Below are 16482 nucleotides of genomic sequence, written 5' to 3' on the forward strand. Positions count from 1 at the left end.
CGGAGGGCGGCGCCGCCGCCCGCGCAGCCAAAACCCTCGACGAGCGGCGCCATTTGCTGGCCTTCCGCGCCGCCATCGAGTCGGAAGCCGCGGCCCTGGCCGCCGGCCGGAGGACCGGGGGGCAGCTGGTGCTGCTGGATACCGCCCTGGCCGCCTTCGACGCCGCCGGGGACAACCCGGCGTCGGCCATGGGCTGCGATTACGACTTCCACCGCGCGATCGCCGAGGCCAGCGGAAACCCCTACATCGTCGACGCCATCACCGGGTTCGGCCCGGCAATGATCGCCATGCCGCCCCACCGGCTCGACGGTGCTGCCGACGATGCCGCATCCCCGGCCGGGTCCAGGCTGGCCCGCGTTGCCGCCGAACACCGCAGCATCCGGGATGCCATCGCTGCCGGCGACGCGCTGGCCGCCGCCGCGGCGATGCGCACGCACCTGGCCAATTCCCGCCGCCGGCTCGACGCCGAGTCGGGCCAGGCCTGACGCCTGCAATCGATACCGACGCTGCATCATTCGGTGCAGAAGTGATCTTGGACACGCATCGTTGCGGGCGGTTAGCGTGAGGGAACTGCCGGTCTCCGGCAGGTCCCCACCGCGAAAGGAACCCTCCGCCATGTCACTATCCGAGACCGCATCCGTTCCGGCGCCGACCGCTGCGCACACCGGCCAGGTCCGGATCACCGGAGTGACGGTCACGCCGGTGGCGTTCGCGGACCCGCCGCTGCTGAACACCGTCGGGGTGCACGAGCCGTACGCGCTGCGGGCCATCGTGCAGGTGCACACCGACGCCGGGGTGACCGGCCTGGGCGAGACCTACGGGGACGAAGGCCACCTGGCGCGGCTCCGGTTGGCCGCCGCCGCGCTGACCGGCACGGACCCGTTCAACATCAACGCCCTGCGCACGGCAGTCGCCCGTACCCTGGCCGCGGACACCATCCAGGGCGGACACGGCATGAGCGGCATGGTCACCGGCTCCTCCACCGCGGACCGGGTGCTCTCCCCCTTCGATGTCGCCGCCCTCGACATCCAGGGCAAGCTGCTCGGGGTGCCGGTCTCGACCCTGCTCGGCGGCGCCGTGCGGGAGGCCGTGCCGTTCAGCGGCTACCTGTTCTACAAGTGGGCCGGCCATCCCGGCCAGGCCGAGGATGGCTGGGGCGGGGCCCTGGACCCGGAGGGCATCGTGCGCCAGGCCCGGACCATGGTGGACTCCTACGGCTTCGGCGCGCTCAAGCTGAAGGCCGGCGTCTTCGAACCCGACGCCGAGGCCGAGGCGGTCGAGGCCCTGCGCGCGGAATTCCCGGACCTGCCGCTGCGTATCGACCCGAACGCCGCCTGGAGCGTGGAGACCTCGGTACGGATCGGCAAGCGACTGGAAGGCGTCCTGGAGTACCTCGAGGACCCCACCCCCGGCATCGCCGGCATGGCCGAGGTCCGCCGCCAGGTGGACCTGCCGCTGGCCACCAACATGTGCGTGGTCAGCTTTGCGGACCTGCCCCCGGCCATTGCCGCCGGCGCCGTCGACGTCGTGCTCTCCGACCACCACTTCTGGGGCGGGCTGCGCCGCTCGCAAACGCTGGCCGGCATCGCCGAAACCTTCGGGCTGGGCCTGTCCATGCACTCGAACTCCCACCTGGGCATCTCCCTGGCGGCCATGGTCCACCTGGCCGCGGCCACCCCCAACCTGGACTACGCCTGCGACACCCACTGGCCTTGGAAGGACCCGTCCGAGGACATCATCGTCCCCGGGACCCTCGGCTTCGAGGCCGGCGCGGTGAAGGTGCCGACCGGTCCGGGCCTGGGCATCGAACTGGATCCGGACGGGCTGGAGAAACTCCACCGCCAGTACCTGGACTGCGGCCTGCGCAGCCGCGACGACACCGGCTACATGCAGCGCCTGCACCCGGGCTACGAATTCAAGTCCCCCCGCTGGTAGCCCCGGCCTCAAAGGACCCCATGGAGTGCGCACCGGACGCGATCGGCAGCATCAGGCTGTCCGCGAACGGCCCCGGGCTGCGCGACGGCCGGATGTTCGTCGCGCAGCCCGGGGCCGGGGCTGACCATCAGCGGCCGGGCCCGCACCTGGACCACCGACGCCGTCGTCGTCGGCCAACCCCTGCAGCCCAGCCGGAAGGAACGCCCGGATGCCCGGAAGCACCGCCAAGCAGTATGATGCCGTGATCGTGGGAGCAGGCATCATGGGCACCACGATGGCCGGCCTGCTCGCCCGGCTCGAGCCGGACTGGCGGATCGCCGTCGTCGAGCGCCTGCCGGCGGCCGGCCTGGAGAGCTCCCACGCCTGGCACAACGCCGGCACCGGACACGCCGGGTTGTGCGAATTCAACTACACGCCGCAGGCGGCCGACGGCAGCGTGGACATCTCCAGCGCCCTGGCCATCAACGAGCAGTTCCGGGTGTCCTGCCAGTACTGGGCCCATCTGGCCGGTGCCGGCCGGCTCGGCGATCCGGCTGCCTTCATCCGCCCGGTCCCGCACTTCAGCCTCGCCCACGGCCGGGCCGGAGTAGAGTACCTGCGCGCCCGGCACCGGGCCCTGTCCGGCCATCTTCCCTTTGCGGACATGGAGTACTCGGAGGACCCGGCGGTGCTGGCCGGCTGGCTGCCGCTGATGTTCGGCAGCCGGCCCCAGGGCGAGCCCGTGGCCGCTACCCGGGTGCGTTCGGGTACCGACGTGGACTACGGCGAGCTGTCCCGGCAGCTGCTCGCCGATGCCGCCCGCCAGGGAGCGGACATCATGCTGGACCGCCAGGTGACGGGCCTGAAGCACGATGGCGCCGGCTGGAACGTGGCCACCCGCCCCCGCGGCGGCGCCGGGCACCGGCTGCGCGCCCGGTATGTCTTCCTGGCCGCCGGCGGCGCGACCCTGCCCCTGCTGCAGCAGGCCGGTGTGCCGGAAACGAGGACCTTCGGCGGCTTCCCGATCAGCGGCCGCTTCTACCGGACCTCGAAGCCGGAGCTGGTGGCCCGGCACCGGGCGAAGGTCTACGGCCATGCGGCCGCCGGCGCCCCGCCCATTTCGGTGCCGCACCTGGACACCCGCGTGGTGGACGGCAGGGAGTACCTGATGTTCGGCCCCTACGGCGCCTTCTCCCCGCGTTTCCTCAGGCACGGCAGCCTGTGGGACCTCGTCCGGTCGGTCCGGCCGTCGAACCTGCCCACGCTGCTGGCGGCCGCCCGCGACAACTCCGGGCTCGTGGGCTACCTGGTGCGGCAAATCCTGCTCAGCGACCGGGACAGGTTCGCCCAGCTGCGCCGGTTCGTTCCCGATGCGGACCCCGCGGACTGGGAGCTGATCACGGCGGGCCAGCGCGTGCAGGTGGTCAAGACCACCGCGGGCAGGGGCACCATCGCCGGCTTCGGCACCGAGGTGGTGACCTCCGCGGGCGGATCGCTGGCGGCGCTGCTGGGCGCCTCGCCGGGAGCTTCGGCCTCGGTGTCCATTGTGCTGGAGGTGCTGCTCCGCAGCTTTCCGGACAACATCCGGGCATGGGAGCCGCGCATCCGGGACATGATCCCGTCCTACGGCGTGCGGCTGGCCGAGGACCCCGGCCTCGCCCGGCAGGTGCGGGAGCACTGCCACCGGGTGCTGGAGCTGGACGGCCGGGGACGCACGGCTCCGGCGGTGAGCGAGGTCCGCCGCTAGGCAGGGGCTGTTGCCCGGTTACGGTTTTGGGCCAGGGTCCGGCGCAGGATCATGGGGATGACGCCGCCGGCGGCCAGGAGTTCGCACTCCAGCCCGGTTTCCACCGCGGCCGTGGCGGTGAAGGCCTGTTCGCTGCCGTCGGCGCGGATGATGGCCGCGGCGATGCCGGCGCGGGGGCGGATGTGCTCCTGGCCGGCGTCGAGGGCGATGCGGTCTCCGGCGGCGAGGCCGAGCAGTTCCGCCCTCAGGTCGGCCGGCATGATGAGCGGGAGGATGCCCATGCCGATCAGGTTGGACCGGTGGATCCTCTCGAAGCCGCCGGCGATGACGGCCCGGACGCCGAGCAGGCGCTGGGCCTTGGCCGCCCAGTCCCTGGATGATCCCATGCCGTAACGTTCGCCGGCGACCATGACCACCGGAGTGCCTTCGTCCCGGTAGCGCCGGGCCGCGTCCCAGACCGGCAGGGTCTCCCCCGAGGGTGAGTGGACGGTGTGGGCCACGGGTGCCTCGGGGCAGAGGTGGTTCCGGACCGACTTGTTGTGGAACGCGCCGCGGGCCATGACTTCCCAGTTGCCGCGGCGGGAGGCGAACACGTTCAGGTCCGTGCGGTCCTCTCCCCGGGCGACCAGGAAGTCGGCGACGTCGCTGCCCGGCGGGATGGCGCTGGCCGGGGAGATGTGGTCGGTGGTGATGTCGTCGCCGAGCACCAGGAGCGGATACGCGGTGAACCGGCCCAGCAGGCTTCCCTCCGTCGCGGCGGCGAAGGGCGGCCGGCGCAGGATGGTGGACGCCGGGTCCCAGGGGTAGAGCGCACCTTCGGGGGCTTCGATGCGCCGCCACTGGGGGTCCCCGCCGGCGATCAGGAAGTCGCGGCGGAAGTCGGCCGGGTCGTTGGCCCTGGCCACGAGTTCGCCGATCTCCTCGCGGGAGGGCCAGAGGTCCCGAAGGTAGACGGGGCTGCCGTCGGCGGCGTACTGGACCGGTTCCCGGTCCAGGTCCTTCCTGGCGTCGCCGGCCAGGGCGAAGGCCACGACCAGCGGGGGCGACATGATGAAGCCGAGGTCGACGTCGGGGTGCACCCGGCCCGGGAAGTTCCGATTGCCGGAGAGGATCGCCACCGGCGCGCTCTGACCGTCCGCCTGGGCCCGGGCGGCCGCCGGGGGCAGGGGGCCGGGATTGCCGATGCAGGTGGTGCAGCCGAAGCCGACGATGTCGAACCCGACCGAGGCCAGGTCCTCCATCAGGCCGGCACGCTTGAGGTAGCTCGCGGCCGCGGGGGAACCGGGGGCGAGCGAGGTCTTGACCCACTCGGGCACTTTCAGGCCCCTGGTGCGGGCCTTGCGGGCGAGCAGTCCGGCGGCGATCAGCAGGCGCGGGTCGGAGGTGTTGGTGCAGCTGGTGATTGCCGCCAGCGCCACGGGGAACTCCGGCAGCGGCCCGGCACCGGCGCGGGCCGGGCGGTTCTCCCGGTCCAGGGCTGCGCGGAGGCCGCCGACCGGCAGCAGGTCCTGGGGCCGCCGCGGGCCGGCGGCGTACATGGCCACCTCCGACAGGTCGAGCTCGACGACCCGGCTGTAGGCCGGGTTGGCCGCCGGGTCGAACCACAGGCCGGCCTGCCTGGCGTAGGCCTCCACCAGTTGCGTCTGCGCCGGGCTGCGGCCGGTGCCGGCCAGGTAGTCCAGCACGTGCCGGTCGATCGGGAAGTAGCCGGTCGTGGCGCCGTACTCGGGGGCCATGTTCGCCACCACCGCCCGCTCCCCCACGGTCAGGGTCGAGACCCCGGGGCCGAAGAATTCGACGAATTCGCCGGTGACGCCGGTTTCCCGCAGCCGGTGGGTGACGGCCAGGGCCAGGTCCGTGGCCACGGTCCCCGCCTTCATTTCGCCGGTCAGGCGGAGGCCGACGACGTCGGGGATGCGCAGGGTGGCGGGCATGCCGAACATCACGGTCTGGGCCTCCAGCCCGCCGATACCCCAGCCCAGCACGCCGAGGCCGTTGATCATCGGGGTGTGGCTGTCGGTGCCGAGCATCATGTCCGGCACCGCCCAGCGGGTTCCGTCCCGGTCGATGGTCGTGACGACCGTGGCCAGCTGTTCGAGGTTGATGGTGTGCATGATGCCGGTGCCGGGCGGGTTGATGTGGACATCGTCCATCGCCTTCGACGCCCACTTCAGGAACCGGTAGCGTTCCCGGTTCCGGCGGATTTCGTGCCTGATGTTCCGCACGGCGGCGTCGGCCCGTCCGTATTCCTCCACCGCCAGCGAGTGGTCAATGGATACGTCCACCCGCAGCAGCGGGTTCAGGGCCATGGGATCCCCGCCGGATTCGGCGACCGTGTCGCGCATGGCGGCGATATCGACCAGGGCAGGCGTGCTCGTGGTGTCGTGCATGAGCACCCGGGTGGGCAGGAACTCGATCTCCGCGGTGCTGGTACCGGAGCCCAGCCAGGCCCGCAGCGCTTCCATTGCCTGCTCCCGCTCCCGGCCGGCCATGTTCCGCTGGACATTCTCGGCCAGCAGCCTCAGGACCACGGGCAGCCGGTCGAAGCCGGGCCCGAAGGCGCCCCTGATGTCCACCGCCTGCAGCACCTCGCCGTGGATGCTCAGCTGGGTCACGCCCGGAGGGGAACCGGCAGCGGCGGCGAGCGGCATGGGACACCCTTTCTCGAAAACAGGAGACAGGCCAGAAGAAGATTATAGGCTATAATATTTGAGCGTGGCCCCGCCTGATTGTGCTGGGACAGCACGCGGCCGCCGCCCCTCCCCTGCCGTGACGGCGCCCGGCGTACTGTAGGACATGATCTGTTCCGCCTGCCCGGCCGCGCGTTCGGCGTCGAACGGTACTTGACCATCAGGAGGAAACGGTGCCCAACCCGGCCGTAGCGCTGACGAAGAGCGCCTACGCCTACGACGAACTGCGCCGCCGCATCCTCACCGGGGAGATGGCCCAGGGTTCCGTGCTCAGCCAGGTCCTGCTTGCGCAGGAGATCGGCGTCAGCACCACCCCGCTGCGGGAGGCCCTGCGCCGTCTCGCCGCGGAAGGACTCGTACAGCTGGAGTCCCACCGCGATGCCAGGGTCACCTCGCTCACGGCCGAGGAGGCCCGGGATCTCTATGTCATCAGGGAAAGCATGGATCCCCTGGCGGCCGGCCTTGCCGCCGGGAGCCGGACACCGGCTGACATCGCAGACATCGAAACCGCGCTGAGCCAGCTCACCCCGCTGCGGGATGCAACAGACCTGGCCGCCATGACAGCGCACCGGGAGTTCCACCGCGCCATCTACCGCGCCTCGCACAACCCCTTGCTCATTAACATCCTCGAGGGCCTGTGGGACAAGGCGGACCGTTACCGCCAGGTCGGCCTGCAGGGCCGGAAGGACTCCGAAAAGGACCGGATCCGGGTCCAGGAGGAGCATATCCAGATAGCCGGTGCCGTGATCGCAGGCGATGCAGTCCGCGCCCGCGAAACCATGCAGCGCCACGTCACCGGAAGCCTGGGCCGCAGGGCGATTGCCATCCTCGAGGGCGCCCGGGACCTGGAACAGCCCTGAACGGCGCCAGGAATGGCTGCGGGGCCGGACGGTCTTCCGTCCGGCCCCGCAGGGCTATGGTGCAGCAGGTCAGTGCCGGTCCTGCCCGGCCTTCACGGCCAGCACCGGCCGGTCCGCCTGCAGCAGGATCCGCTGGGCGTGCGAGCCCATGATGAACTTGCCCACCTGGGTGCGCTGGCGCAGGCCGATCACGATCAGCGAGACATCGTGCGCCTCGGCGAGGGCCAGGACCTCCTCGGCCAGGTCGTCCGAGTGCGTGGACTCCAGGATGGACACTTCGATGCCGGCGGTGGCAGCGTCGGCGGCAATCCGCGCCAGGTCCTCGTCCGAGGCGACCGACTTGTCCACCAGCGCGCCTTCGCGCACCGAGTTGACCACGAACAGCTTCTCGCCGCGCAGCCTGGCCTCGGCGATGGCGGCCTGCGCGGCCGCCTCGCCCACGGGGGTGGGAATGTATCCAACGAGGATGCTCATGCGTTTTCCTTGACTTTCTTGGTCTTGTGGGGCTCGACGACGGGTGCCTGGCGGCGGGCCAGCAGGGACTTGGCGGCCGGCCACAGGGCCACGGCCACGAAGACGACCAGCAGGGTGGCCGAGATCGGCCGTCCGAACATCCCGCCCAGATCACCGTTGAGCACCAGCAGCGAGCGGCGCAGGTTGGCCTCCAGCAGCTCGCCGAGCACGAAGGCCAGCACCAGCGGACCGGGCTCGAAGCCGAACTTCTTCATCAGGTAGCCTACGATGCCGAAGAAGACGACCAGCACGACGTCGAACATGGAGTTGTTGATCGTGTAGGCGCCCAGCAGCGTGATCAGGGCGGTGACCGGGGCCAGGATGGCGGCCCGCACGCGCAGGATGCGCACGAACACCCCGACCAGCGGGACGGACATGATCAGCAGCAGGATGTTGCCGATGTACATCGAGTTCACCACGCCCCAGAACAGGTCCGGGTGCTGGTCCACCAGCTGCGGGCCGGGGGTGACGCCCTGGATCAGCAGCGCGCCGAACATCAGCGCCATGGTGGCGTTGGCGGGGATGCCCAGGGTCAGCAGCGGGATGAAGGAGCTGGTGGCGGCGGCGTTGTTGGCCGTCTCCGGGGCGGCGACGCCCTCCACGGCACCCTTGCCGAAGCGCTCCGGGTGCTTGGAACGCTTCTTCTCCAGCGCATAGGCCGCCAGCGAGGAGATCGTGGCACCGCCGCCGGGCAGGATGCCCAGGAAGAAGCCCAGCACCGAGCCGCGGCCGATCGCACCGGAGGACTGCTTCAGGTCGGCCCGCGAGGGCCAGGCGTTGGCCACCTTGGCGGGAGCCTTGGCGGCCCGGTGGCGCTCTTCCAGGTTGTAGAGGATCTCGCCCAGGCCGAACAGCCCCATGGCCACGGGGACGAAGTCGATGCCGTCGGCCAGGCTCAGGTTGCCGAAGGTGAACCGCTCCGCCCCGGTGAACACGTCACGCCCGACGGTGGCCAGCAGCAGGCCGAAGGCCGCGGCGATCAGCGCCTTGGTCTTGCTGCCGTTGCTGATGGTGGCCACCAGCAGGATGCCCAGCAGGGCCAGGGCAGCGTACTCCGGCGGGCCGAAGTCCAGCGCAAAACCGGCGACGACCGGGGCCAGGAAGGTCAGGCCGATGATGCCGACGGTGCCGCCGATGAACGAACCGATCGCGGCGATACCGAGTGCGGTGCCGGCCTTGCCTTGCTTGGCCAGCTGGTAGCCGTCGAAGACCGTGACCACGGAGCTGGCCTCCCCGGGCAGGCGCAGCAGCACCGAGGTGATGGTGCCGCCGTACTGGGCACCGTAGAAGATGCCCGCGAGCATGATGATCGCGGTGACCGGGTCGATACCGTAGGTCAGCGGCAGCAGGATGGCGATCGTGGCCGCCGGGCCCAGGCCCGGCAGCACCCCGATCAGCATGCCGATGACGACGCCGAGCAGGCAGTAGAGCAGGTTGGTGGGTACCAGGACGACGCCGAAGCCGTCCAGTACCGGTTGCAGGAAATCCATGCGAAGAACCTTTCCGGGCCGCTAGAACAGGTGGGGAATGGTGGTCCCCAGGCCCAGGATGAAGATGCCGTAGAACGCGGCGACGACCAGGAGCGAATAGACCGCGGCCGCGCGCCAGGTTTCACCGCCGAGGAACTTCATCCAGATGAAGCTGAGCAGCAGGGAGGGGATCTCGAAGCCGATGACGGGCATCAGCGCGGCCAGCCCCACCAGCGTGCCGGTGCCGAAGAGCACCAGCCAGGACAGGTGCGAGAACTTCTCGCCCTCCCCGCCGCGCCGGCCGATGACCAGCTGGGCCAGGCCCAGCACCGCAATGACCAGGCTCATGATGAACGGCCACAGGCCGGGCTGGGGCTGGCTGGGCGAGCCCAGCCCCAGCTGCACGGACAGGAGCAGGCCGGCAATGCCGATGGCGGTGGCCACCGCCGAGGATGCCAGGTTGGCCAGGGGCCCGGCGGCCGGCGGTGCCTCGGCTTCCCATTGCGCAGCCAGCTGTTCGGGGGTCAGGTCCTCCTCGGCTTCGGCAGGGACCGGAATGCTGGTCTCATTCATGGGTGGCCTCATTCATGGTGGTGCTCCTGTGTGCTCGGCGCTGCGGGGCGGCCGGTGGTCAGTTCTGCTGCAGGGAGATGCCGTACTTCTTGGTCAGGTCCTTGTACTTTTCGGCCAGGCCGGTCCATTCGGTCACGACCTCCTCGCCGGAGATCTCCTTCGGGGTCAGCAGGTTCTTCTCGTTGAACTGCTGGTAGGCCTCGGTCTTGAAGGTTTTCTCGAACGCGGTCTTCAGCCGGGTCTTGACCTCCTCGGGGGTGCCCTTGGGGGCAACCATTGCGCGGTACTGCGAGACCGGGATGTCGTAGCCTTCTTCGGTGGCGGTGGGCACGTCCGGCAGGAACTTGTTGCGTTCGGTGGAGAAGACCACGACCGGCACCAGCTTGCCGGCGTCGATCTGGGCCTTGGCTTCGCCCAGCTGGACGGTGGCCAGCTGCACCTGGTTGCCCAGGACCGCAGTGACCGCGGGGGCGCCGGAGTCGAACGGCACCTCGGTGCCCTTGACGCCTGCCTGCTTGAGCAGCAGCGCCTGGGCCAGCTGCGAGCCGGTGCCGACGCCGGTGGTGCCGAAGCTCAGGTTCTTGGCGGCGGCCAGGTCCTTGACGGTCTTCACGCCGGCCTTCGGGTTGGCGACCAGCACGTAGTCGTCCTGGGAGAGGCCCACGATGACGTCGACGTCGTCCAGGGTCACCGCCTCGGACTCGCCCACCGCGAGCGGGGTGATGGTGATCAGGGAGGCGTTCAGCGTGGCCAGTTCGTAGCCGTCGGCGGCCTTGCCCTGGACTTCCTTCATGGCCAGGGCACCGTTGGCGCCGGGCTTGTTGACCACCGGCATCGCCACGCCCAGGTCATTGCCTGCTCCCTCGGCGACGGCGCGCGCGATCAGGTCCGTCGATCCGCCGGGCGCGGCACCGACGGTGATGTTGACCGGCTTGGAGGGGTAGGAGTCGCCGGAGCCTTGGGCGCCGCCGACATTGCCGCCGCAGGCGGTCATCGCCAGGACGGCGGAAACGGCGGCGGTGCCGAGCAGGACGCGGCGGGTTGGGAGGAAATTCATCTGGGAAAACTCCTTGCGGGGTCGGGTGGCACGTGGGCACTGGATGTGAAGCGGATCACCAGCGGTTCGCTGATCGAGCCTAGAAAAAAGTTATGATGCATGTCCAAACCCATTACTGCATTGACTAATACCCGGAGGGCATCATGTTCACCTTGGACCAGGTCCGCAGCTTCATCGCCGTGGCCGAGGAACTGCACTTCGGCCGCGCGGCCGAACGGCTGAACATGACCCAGCCCCCGCTCAGCCGGCAGATCCAGAAGCTGGAGAAGAGCATCGGCGTCGAACTGTTCGAGCGCGACAACCGCAAGGTGGTGCTCACCACCGCGGGCCAGGCGTTCCTGGAAGATGCCCGCCGGCTGGCCGTCTCGGCGGCCCGGGCACCGCAGAATGCGCGCCGCATTGCGGCCGGCCGCGCCGGCCTGCTGCGCATCGGCTTCACCGCCGCCTCCGGCTACAGCCTGCTCGGGCCGCTGCTGGCCGAGATCGAAGAGGGGCTGCCCGGCGTGGACGTGGACCTGCAGGAAATGGTCACCGGCGAACAGCTGCAGGCCCTGGACGACGGCGAGCTGGACCTGGGGCTGGCCCGGCCGCCGTTCGACACCCGCCGCTTCGAGTCCCATCTGCTGCTCTCCGAAAGCCTGCTGCTGGCCGTGCCCGAAGGCCATCCGCTCAACGAGCTGAAGCGTGCGGTGGAGGCTGCCGACCTGGTGGACGTGCCGCTGGTGATGCACCATCCCACCAAGGCCCGCTACTTCTACGACCTCGCGGTGCGCCTGGTGCCGGTCGAGCACCGCAACGAGGTCCACTCGGTCAGCCAGGTCCTGACCATGGTGGCCTTGGTGGCCGCCGGGCGCGGCGTGGCCTTCGTCCCGGAATCGGCGCAGCTGCTGGGCATCGGCGGCGTGTCCTACCTGCGGCTGGCCGGGGCGTCCACGGATGTGGTGGAACTGCACGCCATTTGGGCCCGCGGTGCGCGCAACCCGGCGCTGGCCAGGCTGTTGCAGGTGCTCAAGCTGAAGAGCACGTAGCCGGGAAGTGATGCATGCAGGGCATCAATCCATACAAAATGGGGCTTGGACAAGCATCACCAGTCCTTCCTAGGCTGAGGGCGACTACCCGCTCCGCCGTCACCGGCACCGTCGCAAAGGAAGATGCACCGTGGCCCAGTACACGCCCCAGGAACTCGCTGCCAAGCTCAAGGACGGCCTGCTGTCGTTTCCCGTCACGGCGTTCGACGCCGCGCTGGAGATCGACGAAGCGGCCTACCGCCGCCACCTGGACTGGCAGGCCAGCTTCGACGTGGCCGGACTGTTCGCCGCCGGCGGCACCGGCGAGGGCTTCAGCCTGACCCCGGCCGAGTCCGCCCGCGTGGTGCGCCTGGCCGTCGAGGAAGCCGGCGACCGGGTGCCCGTCCTGGCCTCGGCCGGCGGCTCCACCCGCCAGGCTGTCGAGAACGCCCGCGCCGCCGAGGCCGCCGGTGCCGAGGGCCTGCTGCTGCTGCCGCCGTACCTGACCGAGTGCGACCAGGCCGGCCTGCAGGCGCACGTGGAGGCCGTCTGCGGCGCGACGAACATCGGCGTGATCGTCTACAACCGCGCCAACGCCGTCTACTCCGCGGACACCGTCTCCAGCCTCTCCGAGCGCTACGGCAACTTCATCGGCTTCAAGGACGCCACCGGCGACATCGAGCACCTGGCCAAGGTCTATGCCAAGAACGGCGACCGGCTGTTCTACCTGGGCGGCCTGCCGACCGCCGAGACCTTCGCGCTGCCGCTGCTGCAGATGGGCATGAGCACCTACTCCTCGGCCATGTACAACTTCGTCCCGGAGTTCGCCCTGGAGTTCTACGCGGACGTGCGCCGCCAGGACCGCGGCGCCGTGACCGAGAAGCTCAACCGCTTCGTGCTGCCGTACCTGGAGATCCGCGACCGGGTCAAGGGCTACGGCGTGTCCATTGTCAAGGGCGGGCTGAAGGCCATCGGCCGCGACGCCGGCGGCGTGCGCCCGCCGCTGCAGGACCTGACCGAGCAGGACGTGGTGGACCTGGCCGCGCTGATCGACGCGGCCGGCATCCGCCCGGCCGGCGCCGCCGTCGCCGTCCGCGCCTGACCGCCCCGATCGTCCCAAGGCACTACCAAAGGAGCACCTGATGCCCACACAGCAGAGCGTCCTGACCGGCCACTCCCTCATTGCCGGGGTGGAAACCCCGGGCCGCGGCGGCACCGTCAACGGCTTCAACCCGGCCACCAACGAAGCCCTCGAGCCGGCGTACAGCCTCCTCGACGGGGCCCAGCTGGCTGCCGCCACCGCGGCCGCCGAGGAGGCCTTCGAATCCTTCAGCTCGCTGGATCCGGAAACGCATGCCGCGTTCCTGGAGAAGATTGCCGACAACATCGAAGCCGCCGGTGACGAACTGGTGGAACGTGCGATGGCCGAGACCGGCCTTCCCGCTGCCCGGCTGAACGGCGAACGCGGCCGCACCGCCGGCCAGCTGCGGCTCTTTGCCTCCGTGGTGCGCCAGGGCGATTTCCGCGGCGTCCGGATTGACCCGGCCCGGCCCGACCGCCAGCCGATGCCGCGCGCGGACATCCGCCAGCGCAAGGTTCCGCTGGGTCCGGTGGCCGTGTTCGGCGCCAGCAACTTCCCCCTGGCCTTCTCCACCGCCGGCGGCGACACCGCCTCCGCGCTGGCCGCGGGCTGCCCGGTGGTCTTCAAGGCCCACAACGCGCACCCGGGCACCAGCGAAATCGTCGGCCGCGCCATCGCCGACGCCGTCCGCGACTCCGGCCTGCACCCGGGCGTCTTCTCCCTGGTCTACGGTCCCGGCGCGAGCATCGGCCAGGCCCTGGTCTCCGACCCGGCCATCAAGGCCGTGGGCTTCACGGGTTCCCGCTCCGGGGGCACTGCTTTGATGGCCACCGCCGCTGCGCGTCCGGAACCGATCCCGGTCTACGCGGAGATGAGCTCCGTCAACCCCGTGTTCTTCTTCGACGGTGCGCTCAAGGGCGACCTGGACGCGCTGGCCACCGCCTACGTTGGCTCCGTCACCGGCTCCAGCGGACAGCTGTGCACTGCCCCCGGCCTGGTCTTCATCCCGGCCGGCGCAACCGGCGATGCCTTCGCCGCCGCGGTGAACCGGGCCCTGTCCCGGTCCGCCGGACAAACCATGCTGACCCGCGGCATCGCCGACTCCTGGATTGCCGGCGTGGATTCGCTGGGCAAGCAGGACGGCGTTGAGCTGGTGGCGCGCGGCCAGGAAGGCGCCACGCAGAACGCCCCGGCGCCGGCCGTGTTCGGCACCGACGTTCCCACCTTCCTGTCCAATGATGTGCTGCACGAGGAGATCTTCGGCGCCGCCTCGCTGATGATCCGGTACACCTCCACCGAGGACCTGGTGGCCGCGGCCAGGCGGCTGGAAGGCCAGCTCACCGCAACCCTGCACCTGACCGATGAGGACCAGGCGACCGTGGCCCCGCTGCTGCCGGTCCTGGAGCGCAAGGCCGGCCGCATCCTCGCGAACGGCTGGCCGACCGGCGTCGAGGTGGGCCACGCCATGGTCCACGGCGGCCCGTTCCCGGCAACTTCGGATGCGCGCACAACATCGGTGGGCACCTTGGCCATCGAGCGGTTCCTGCGCCCCGTGGCATACCAGAACATCCCGGATGCGCTGCTGCCGGCCCCGCTGCAGCAGGCGAACCCGTGGAAGCTCAACCGCCGCATCGACGGCACTCTGGAACTTGCAGGAGAGCAGGCATGAGCAACCAGCCCACCATTGCCGCCGTCGAGGTTGTCCCGGTTGCCGGGCACGACTCGATGCTGCTGAACCTCTCCGGCGCCCACGGGCCGTTCTTCACCCGCAACGTGGTGATCGTGACGGACTCGGACGGACGCACCGGCCTGGGCGAAGTCCCCGGCGGGGAGAAGATCCGTGCCACCCTCGAGGACGCCGGCGCCATGCTGGCAGGCCGTCCGGTAGCCCGGTTCCGCAGCCTGCTGCGCGAAATCGCTACCGCCTTCGCCGACCGCGATGCCGGCGGCCGCGGCCTGCAGACCTTCGACCTGCGCACCACGGTCCATGCCGTGACCGCCCTCGAGTCGGCCCTGCTGGACCTGCACGGGCAGTTCCTGGGCGTCCCGGTCGCTGAACTGCTGGGGGACGGCCAGCAGCGTGAAGCGGTACCGATGCTCGGCTACCTGTTCTACGTGGGCAATCCCGATGCCACCGACCTGCCGTACCTGCGCGAGCCCGACGGCGCCGACGACTGGGAACGCGTGCGCCGCGAAGAGGCCATGACCCCGGAGGCAGTGGTCCGGCTGGCCGAGGCGGCACAGGCCCGCTACGGTTTCCAGGACTTCAAGCTCAAGGGCGGCGTCCAGGCCGGCGACCTGGAAGTGGATGCCGTCACGGCGCTCAAGCGGCGCTTCCCGGACGCCCGCATCACGCTGGATCCGAACGGCGGCTGGCTGCTTCAGGACGCCATCCGGCTGGGCAAGCGGATGCAGGGCGTGGTGGCCTACGCCGAGGACCCGTGCGGCGCCGAAGGCAAGTTCTCCGGCCGGGAAGTCATGGCCGAGTTCCGCCGGGCTACCGGCCTGCAGACTGCCACGAACATGATCGCCACGGACTGGCGCGAGATGGCCCACGCGGTGCGCAGCAACGCCGTCGACATCCCGCTGGCCGACCCGCACTTCTGGACGATGGCCGGCTCCGTCCGGGTGGCGCAGCTGTGCAAGGAGTTCGGGCTGACCTGGGGTTCGCACTCGAACAACCACTTCGACATCTCGCTGGCCATGTTCACCCACGTCGGCGCCGCGGCGCCCGGGGAAATCACCGCGCTGGACACGCACTGGATCTGGCAGGACGGCCAGGGCCTGACCCGCGAACCGCTGCTGATCCGCGGCGGCGAAATCAAGGTGCCGCAGGCTCCGGGCCTGGGTATCGAGCTGGACCGCGAAGCACTGCAGGCGGCCCACGAGCTCTACCTGGAGCACGGGCTCGGCGCCCGGGACGACTCGGTCTCGATGCAGTACCTGGTCAAGGACTGGGAGTTCGACCCGAAGCGGCCCTGCCTGGTCCGCTGACACCACATCCGCGGGGACGGTCCGGCACGGACCGTCCCCGCGGCACTTAACCACACAACTTAAGGAAAGGCGGCCCGCGTGGAGGGCGTCCTGCAGGGATTCAGCATCGTCCTGCTCATCGCCGGTGCCGGCTATCTGGCATCGGCTTTGCGGCTTGGGGCGGGTGCGGATCCAAAGCCGGCCCTGACCCAGGTCATCTACTACATCACCAATCCGGCGCTGATGTTCGTACTGCTGGCCAAGAGCGACCTTGGCACGGTGTTCGGCGTCTTCGCCCCCGCGGCCCTGCTGATCGCGGCGGCCACGGGCCTGGTCTATGCGGTCCTGGCCGTGGGGTTCTTCCGCCGGACTGCCGGCACCATAGCGGTCGGGGCCATGAGCTCCTCCTACGTCAACGCCGGCAATATCGGACTGCCCATCGCCCTGTATGCGGTGGGCAGTTCCACCCCTGTCGTCTCGGTGCTGATCGCCCAGCTGCTGGTGGTCGCGCCGCTGTACATCGGCATCTTCTCCTGGGTGTCCTACCGCCGCCCGTCGCCCGCGGACGGCGGCGGCGCGGCCCCGCGCAGCCTGCGGC

At 70.3% G+C, this 16482-nt stretch carries 14 protein-coding genes; 9 read left to right on the forward strand and 5 right to left on the reverse strand.

From position 1 onward, the window contains the following. The 3 genes from ACFQ36_RS13030 to mqo all read left to right on the forward strand — a co-directional run. A partial coding sequence (locus ACFQ36_RS13030; protein WP_377014232.1) for a FadR/GntR family transcriptional regulator occupies nucleotides 1-485 on the forward strand: 485 nt, incomplete at its 5' end. A 130-nt stretch (nucleotides 486-615) separates the two neighbouring features. Next, nucleotides 616-1935: a glucarate dehydratase family protein gene (locus tag ACFQ36_RS13035; RefSeq protein ID WP_377014233.1), complete on the forward strand. Its 1320-nt coding sequence runs from the start codon at nucleotides 616-618 to the stop codon at nucleotides 1933-1935. A 208-nt stretch (nucleotides 1936-2143) separates the two neighbouring features. Further along, nucleotides 2144-3661 carry a malate dehydrogenase (quinone) gene (gene mqo, locus ACFQ36_RS13040; protein WP_377014234.1) on the forward strand — a complete coding sequence of 506 codons (1518 nt, stop codon included), beginning with the start codon at nucleotides 2144-2146 and terminating at the stop codon, nucleotides 3659-3661. On the opposite strand, the gene acnA is transcribed toward mqo, so the two are convergent. Continuing rightward, nucleotides 3658-6312 carry an aconitate hydratase AcnA gene (gene acnA, locus ACFQ36_RS13045; RefSeq protein ID WP_377014235.1) on the reverse strand — a complete coding sequence of 885 codons (2655 nt, stop codon included), beginning with the start codon at nucleotides 6310-6312 and terminating at the stop codon, nucleotides 3658-3660. The two genes, mqo and acnA, sit on opposite strands and share 4 nt — an antisense overlap. A gap of 212 nt (nucleotides 6313-6524) precedes the next feature. Between acnA and ACFQ36_RS13050 the strand changes: the two genes are divergently transcribed. After that, on the forward strand, nucleotides 6525-7211 hold the full coding sequence (locus ACFQ36_RS13050) for a GntR family transcriptional regulator (protein ID WP_377014236.1): 687 nt from the start codon (nucleotides 6525-6527) through the stop codon (nucleotides 7209-7211). Nucleotides 7212-7280: 69 nt separating this feature from the next. On the opposite strand, the gene ACFQ36_RS13055 is transcribed toward ACFQ36_RS13050, so the two are convergent. From ACFQ36_RS13055 to ACFQ36_RS13070, 4 genes are read right to left on the reverse strand one after another with little or no spacing between them, the layout of a single operon-like run. After that, nucleotides 7281-7685 carry a universal stress protein gene (locus tag ACFQ36_RS13055; protein WP_377014237.1) on the reverse strand — a complete coding sequence of 135 codons (405 nt, stop codon included), beginning with the start codon at nucleotides 7683-7685 and terminating at the stop codon, nucleotides 7281-7283. Beyond that, nucleotides 7682-9214 carry a tripartite tricarboxylate transporter permease gene (locus ACFQ36_RS13060; RefSeq protein WP_377014238.1) on the reverse strand — a complete coding sequence of 511 codons (1533 nt, stop codon included), beginning with the start codon at nucleotides 9212-9214 and terminating at the stop codon, nucleotides 7682-7684. Before ACFQ36_RS13060 ends, ACFQ36_RS13055 begins: the two co-directional genes overlap by 4 nt. Before the next feature lie 21 nt (nucleotides 9215-9235). Beyond that, on the reverse strand, nucleotides 9236-9766 hold the full coding sequence (locus ACFQ36_RS13065) for a tripartite tricarboxylate transporter TctB family protein (protein ID WP_377014239.1): 531 nt from the start codon (nucleotides 9764-9766) through the stop codon (nucleotides 9236-9238). A gap of 58 nt (nucleotides 9767-9824) precedes the next feature. Further along, entirely contained in the window at nucleotides 9825-10823 is a 999-nt protein-coding gene (locus ACFQ36_RS13070; RefSeq protein ID WP_377014240.1) for a Bug family tripartite tricarboxylate transporter substrate binding protein, read from the reverse strand. A gap of 143 nt (nucleotides 10824-10966) precedes the next feature. Here ACFQ36_RS13070 and ACFQ36_RS13075 point away from each other — a divergent pair, with 143 nt between their 5' ends. The 5 genes from ACFQ36_RS13075 to ACFQ36_RS13095 all read left to right on the forward strand — a co-directional run. Then, nucleotides 10967-11851 (forward strand): LysR family transcriptional regulator, encoded by an 885-nt coding sequence (locus tag ACFQ36_RS13075; RefSeq protein ID WP_377014241.1) that lies wholly within the window; start codon nucleotides 10967-10969, stop codon nucleotides 11849-11851. A gap of 130 nt (nucleotides 11852-11981) precedes the next feature. After that, nucleotides 11982-12932, forward strand: a complete 951-nt coding sequence (kdgD, locus tag ACFQ36_RS13080; RefSeq protein ID WP_377014242.1) for a 5-dehydro-4-deoxyglucarate dehydratase — start codon at nucleotides 11982-11984, stop codon at nucleotides 12930-12932. Between the two features lie 40 nt (nucleotides 12933-12972). Next, entirely contained in the window at nucleotides 12973-14580 is a 1608-nt protein-coding gene (locus ACFQ36_RS13085; RefSeq protein WP_377014243.1) for an aldehyde dehydrogenase (NADP(+)), read from the forward strand. Beyond that, a complete protein-coding gene (locus ACFQ36_RS13090) occupies nucleotides 14577-15905 on the forward strand; it encodes an enolase C-terminal domain-like protein (protein WP_377014244.1) in 1329 nt (442 codons plus the stop codon). Before ACFQ36_RS13085 ends, ACFQ36_RS13090 begins: the two co-directional genes overlap by 4 nt. A 78-nt stretch (nucleotides 15906-15983) precedes the next feature. Further along, nucleotides 15984-16482, forward strand: a 499-nt coding sequence (locus tag ACFQ36_RS13095) for an AEC family transporter (protein WP_377014245.1), incomplete at its 3' end; no start/stop codon positions are given.

Origin of the sequence: Arthrobacter sp. GCM10027362 (genome assembly GCF_042679445.1) — a bacterium.
Lineage (GTDB): Bacteria > Actinomycetota > Actinomycetes > Actinomycetales > Micrococcaceae > Crystallibacter.

Excerpts from the sequence above, each read along its gene's own strand:
- ACFQ36_RS13075 (WP_377014241.1), top strand. The coding sequence starts at position 10,967 with ATGTTCACCTTGGACCAGGTCCGCAGCTTCATCGCCGTGGCCGAGGAA.
- ACFQ36_RS13035 (WP_377014233.1), top strand. The coding sequence starts at position 616 with ATGTCACTATCCGAGACCGCATCCGTTCCGGCGCCGACCGCTGCGCAC.
- ACFQ36_RS13085 (WP_377014243.1), top strand. The coding sequence starts at position 12,973 with ATGCCCACACAGCAGAGCGTCCTGACCGGCCACTCCCTCATTGCCGGG.
- acnA (WP_377014235.1), bottom strand. The coding sequence starts at position 6,312 with ATGCCGCTCGCCGCCGCTGCCGGTTCCCCTCCGGGCGTGACCCAGCTG.
- ACFQ36_RS13055 (WP_377014237.1), bottom strand. The coding sequence starts at position 7,685 with ATGAGCATCCTCGTTGGATACATTCCCACCCCCGTGGGCGAGGCGGCC.
- mqo (WP_377014234.1), top strand. The coding sequence starts at position 2,144 with ATGCCCGGAAGCACCGCCAAGCAGTATGATGCCGTGATCGTGGGAGCA.
- ACFQ36_RS13090 (WP_377014244.1), top strand. The coding sequence starts at position 14,577 with ATGAGCAACCAGCCCACCATTGCCGCCGTCGAGGTTGTCCCGGTTGCC.
- ACFQ36_RS13070 (WP_377014240.1), bottom strand. The coding sequence starts at position 10,823 with ATGAATTTCCTCCCAACCCGCCGCGTCCTGCTCGGCACCGCCGCCGTT.
- ACFQ36_RS13065 (WP_377014239.1), bottom strand. The coding sequence starts at position 9,766 with ATGAATGAGACCAGCATTCCGGTCCCTGCCGAAGCCGAGGAGGACCTG.
- ACFQ36_RS13060 (WP_377014238.1), bottom strand. The coding sequence starts at position 9,214 with ATGGATTTCCTGCAACCGGTACTGGACGGCTTCGGCGTCGTCCTGGTA.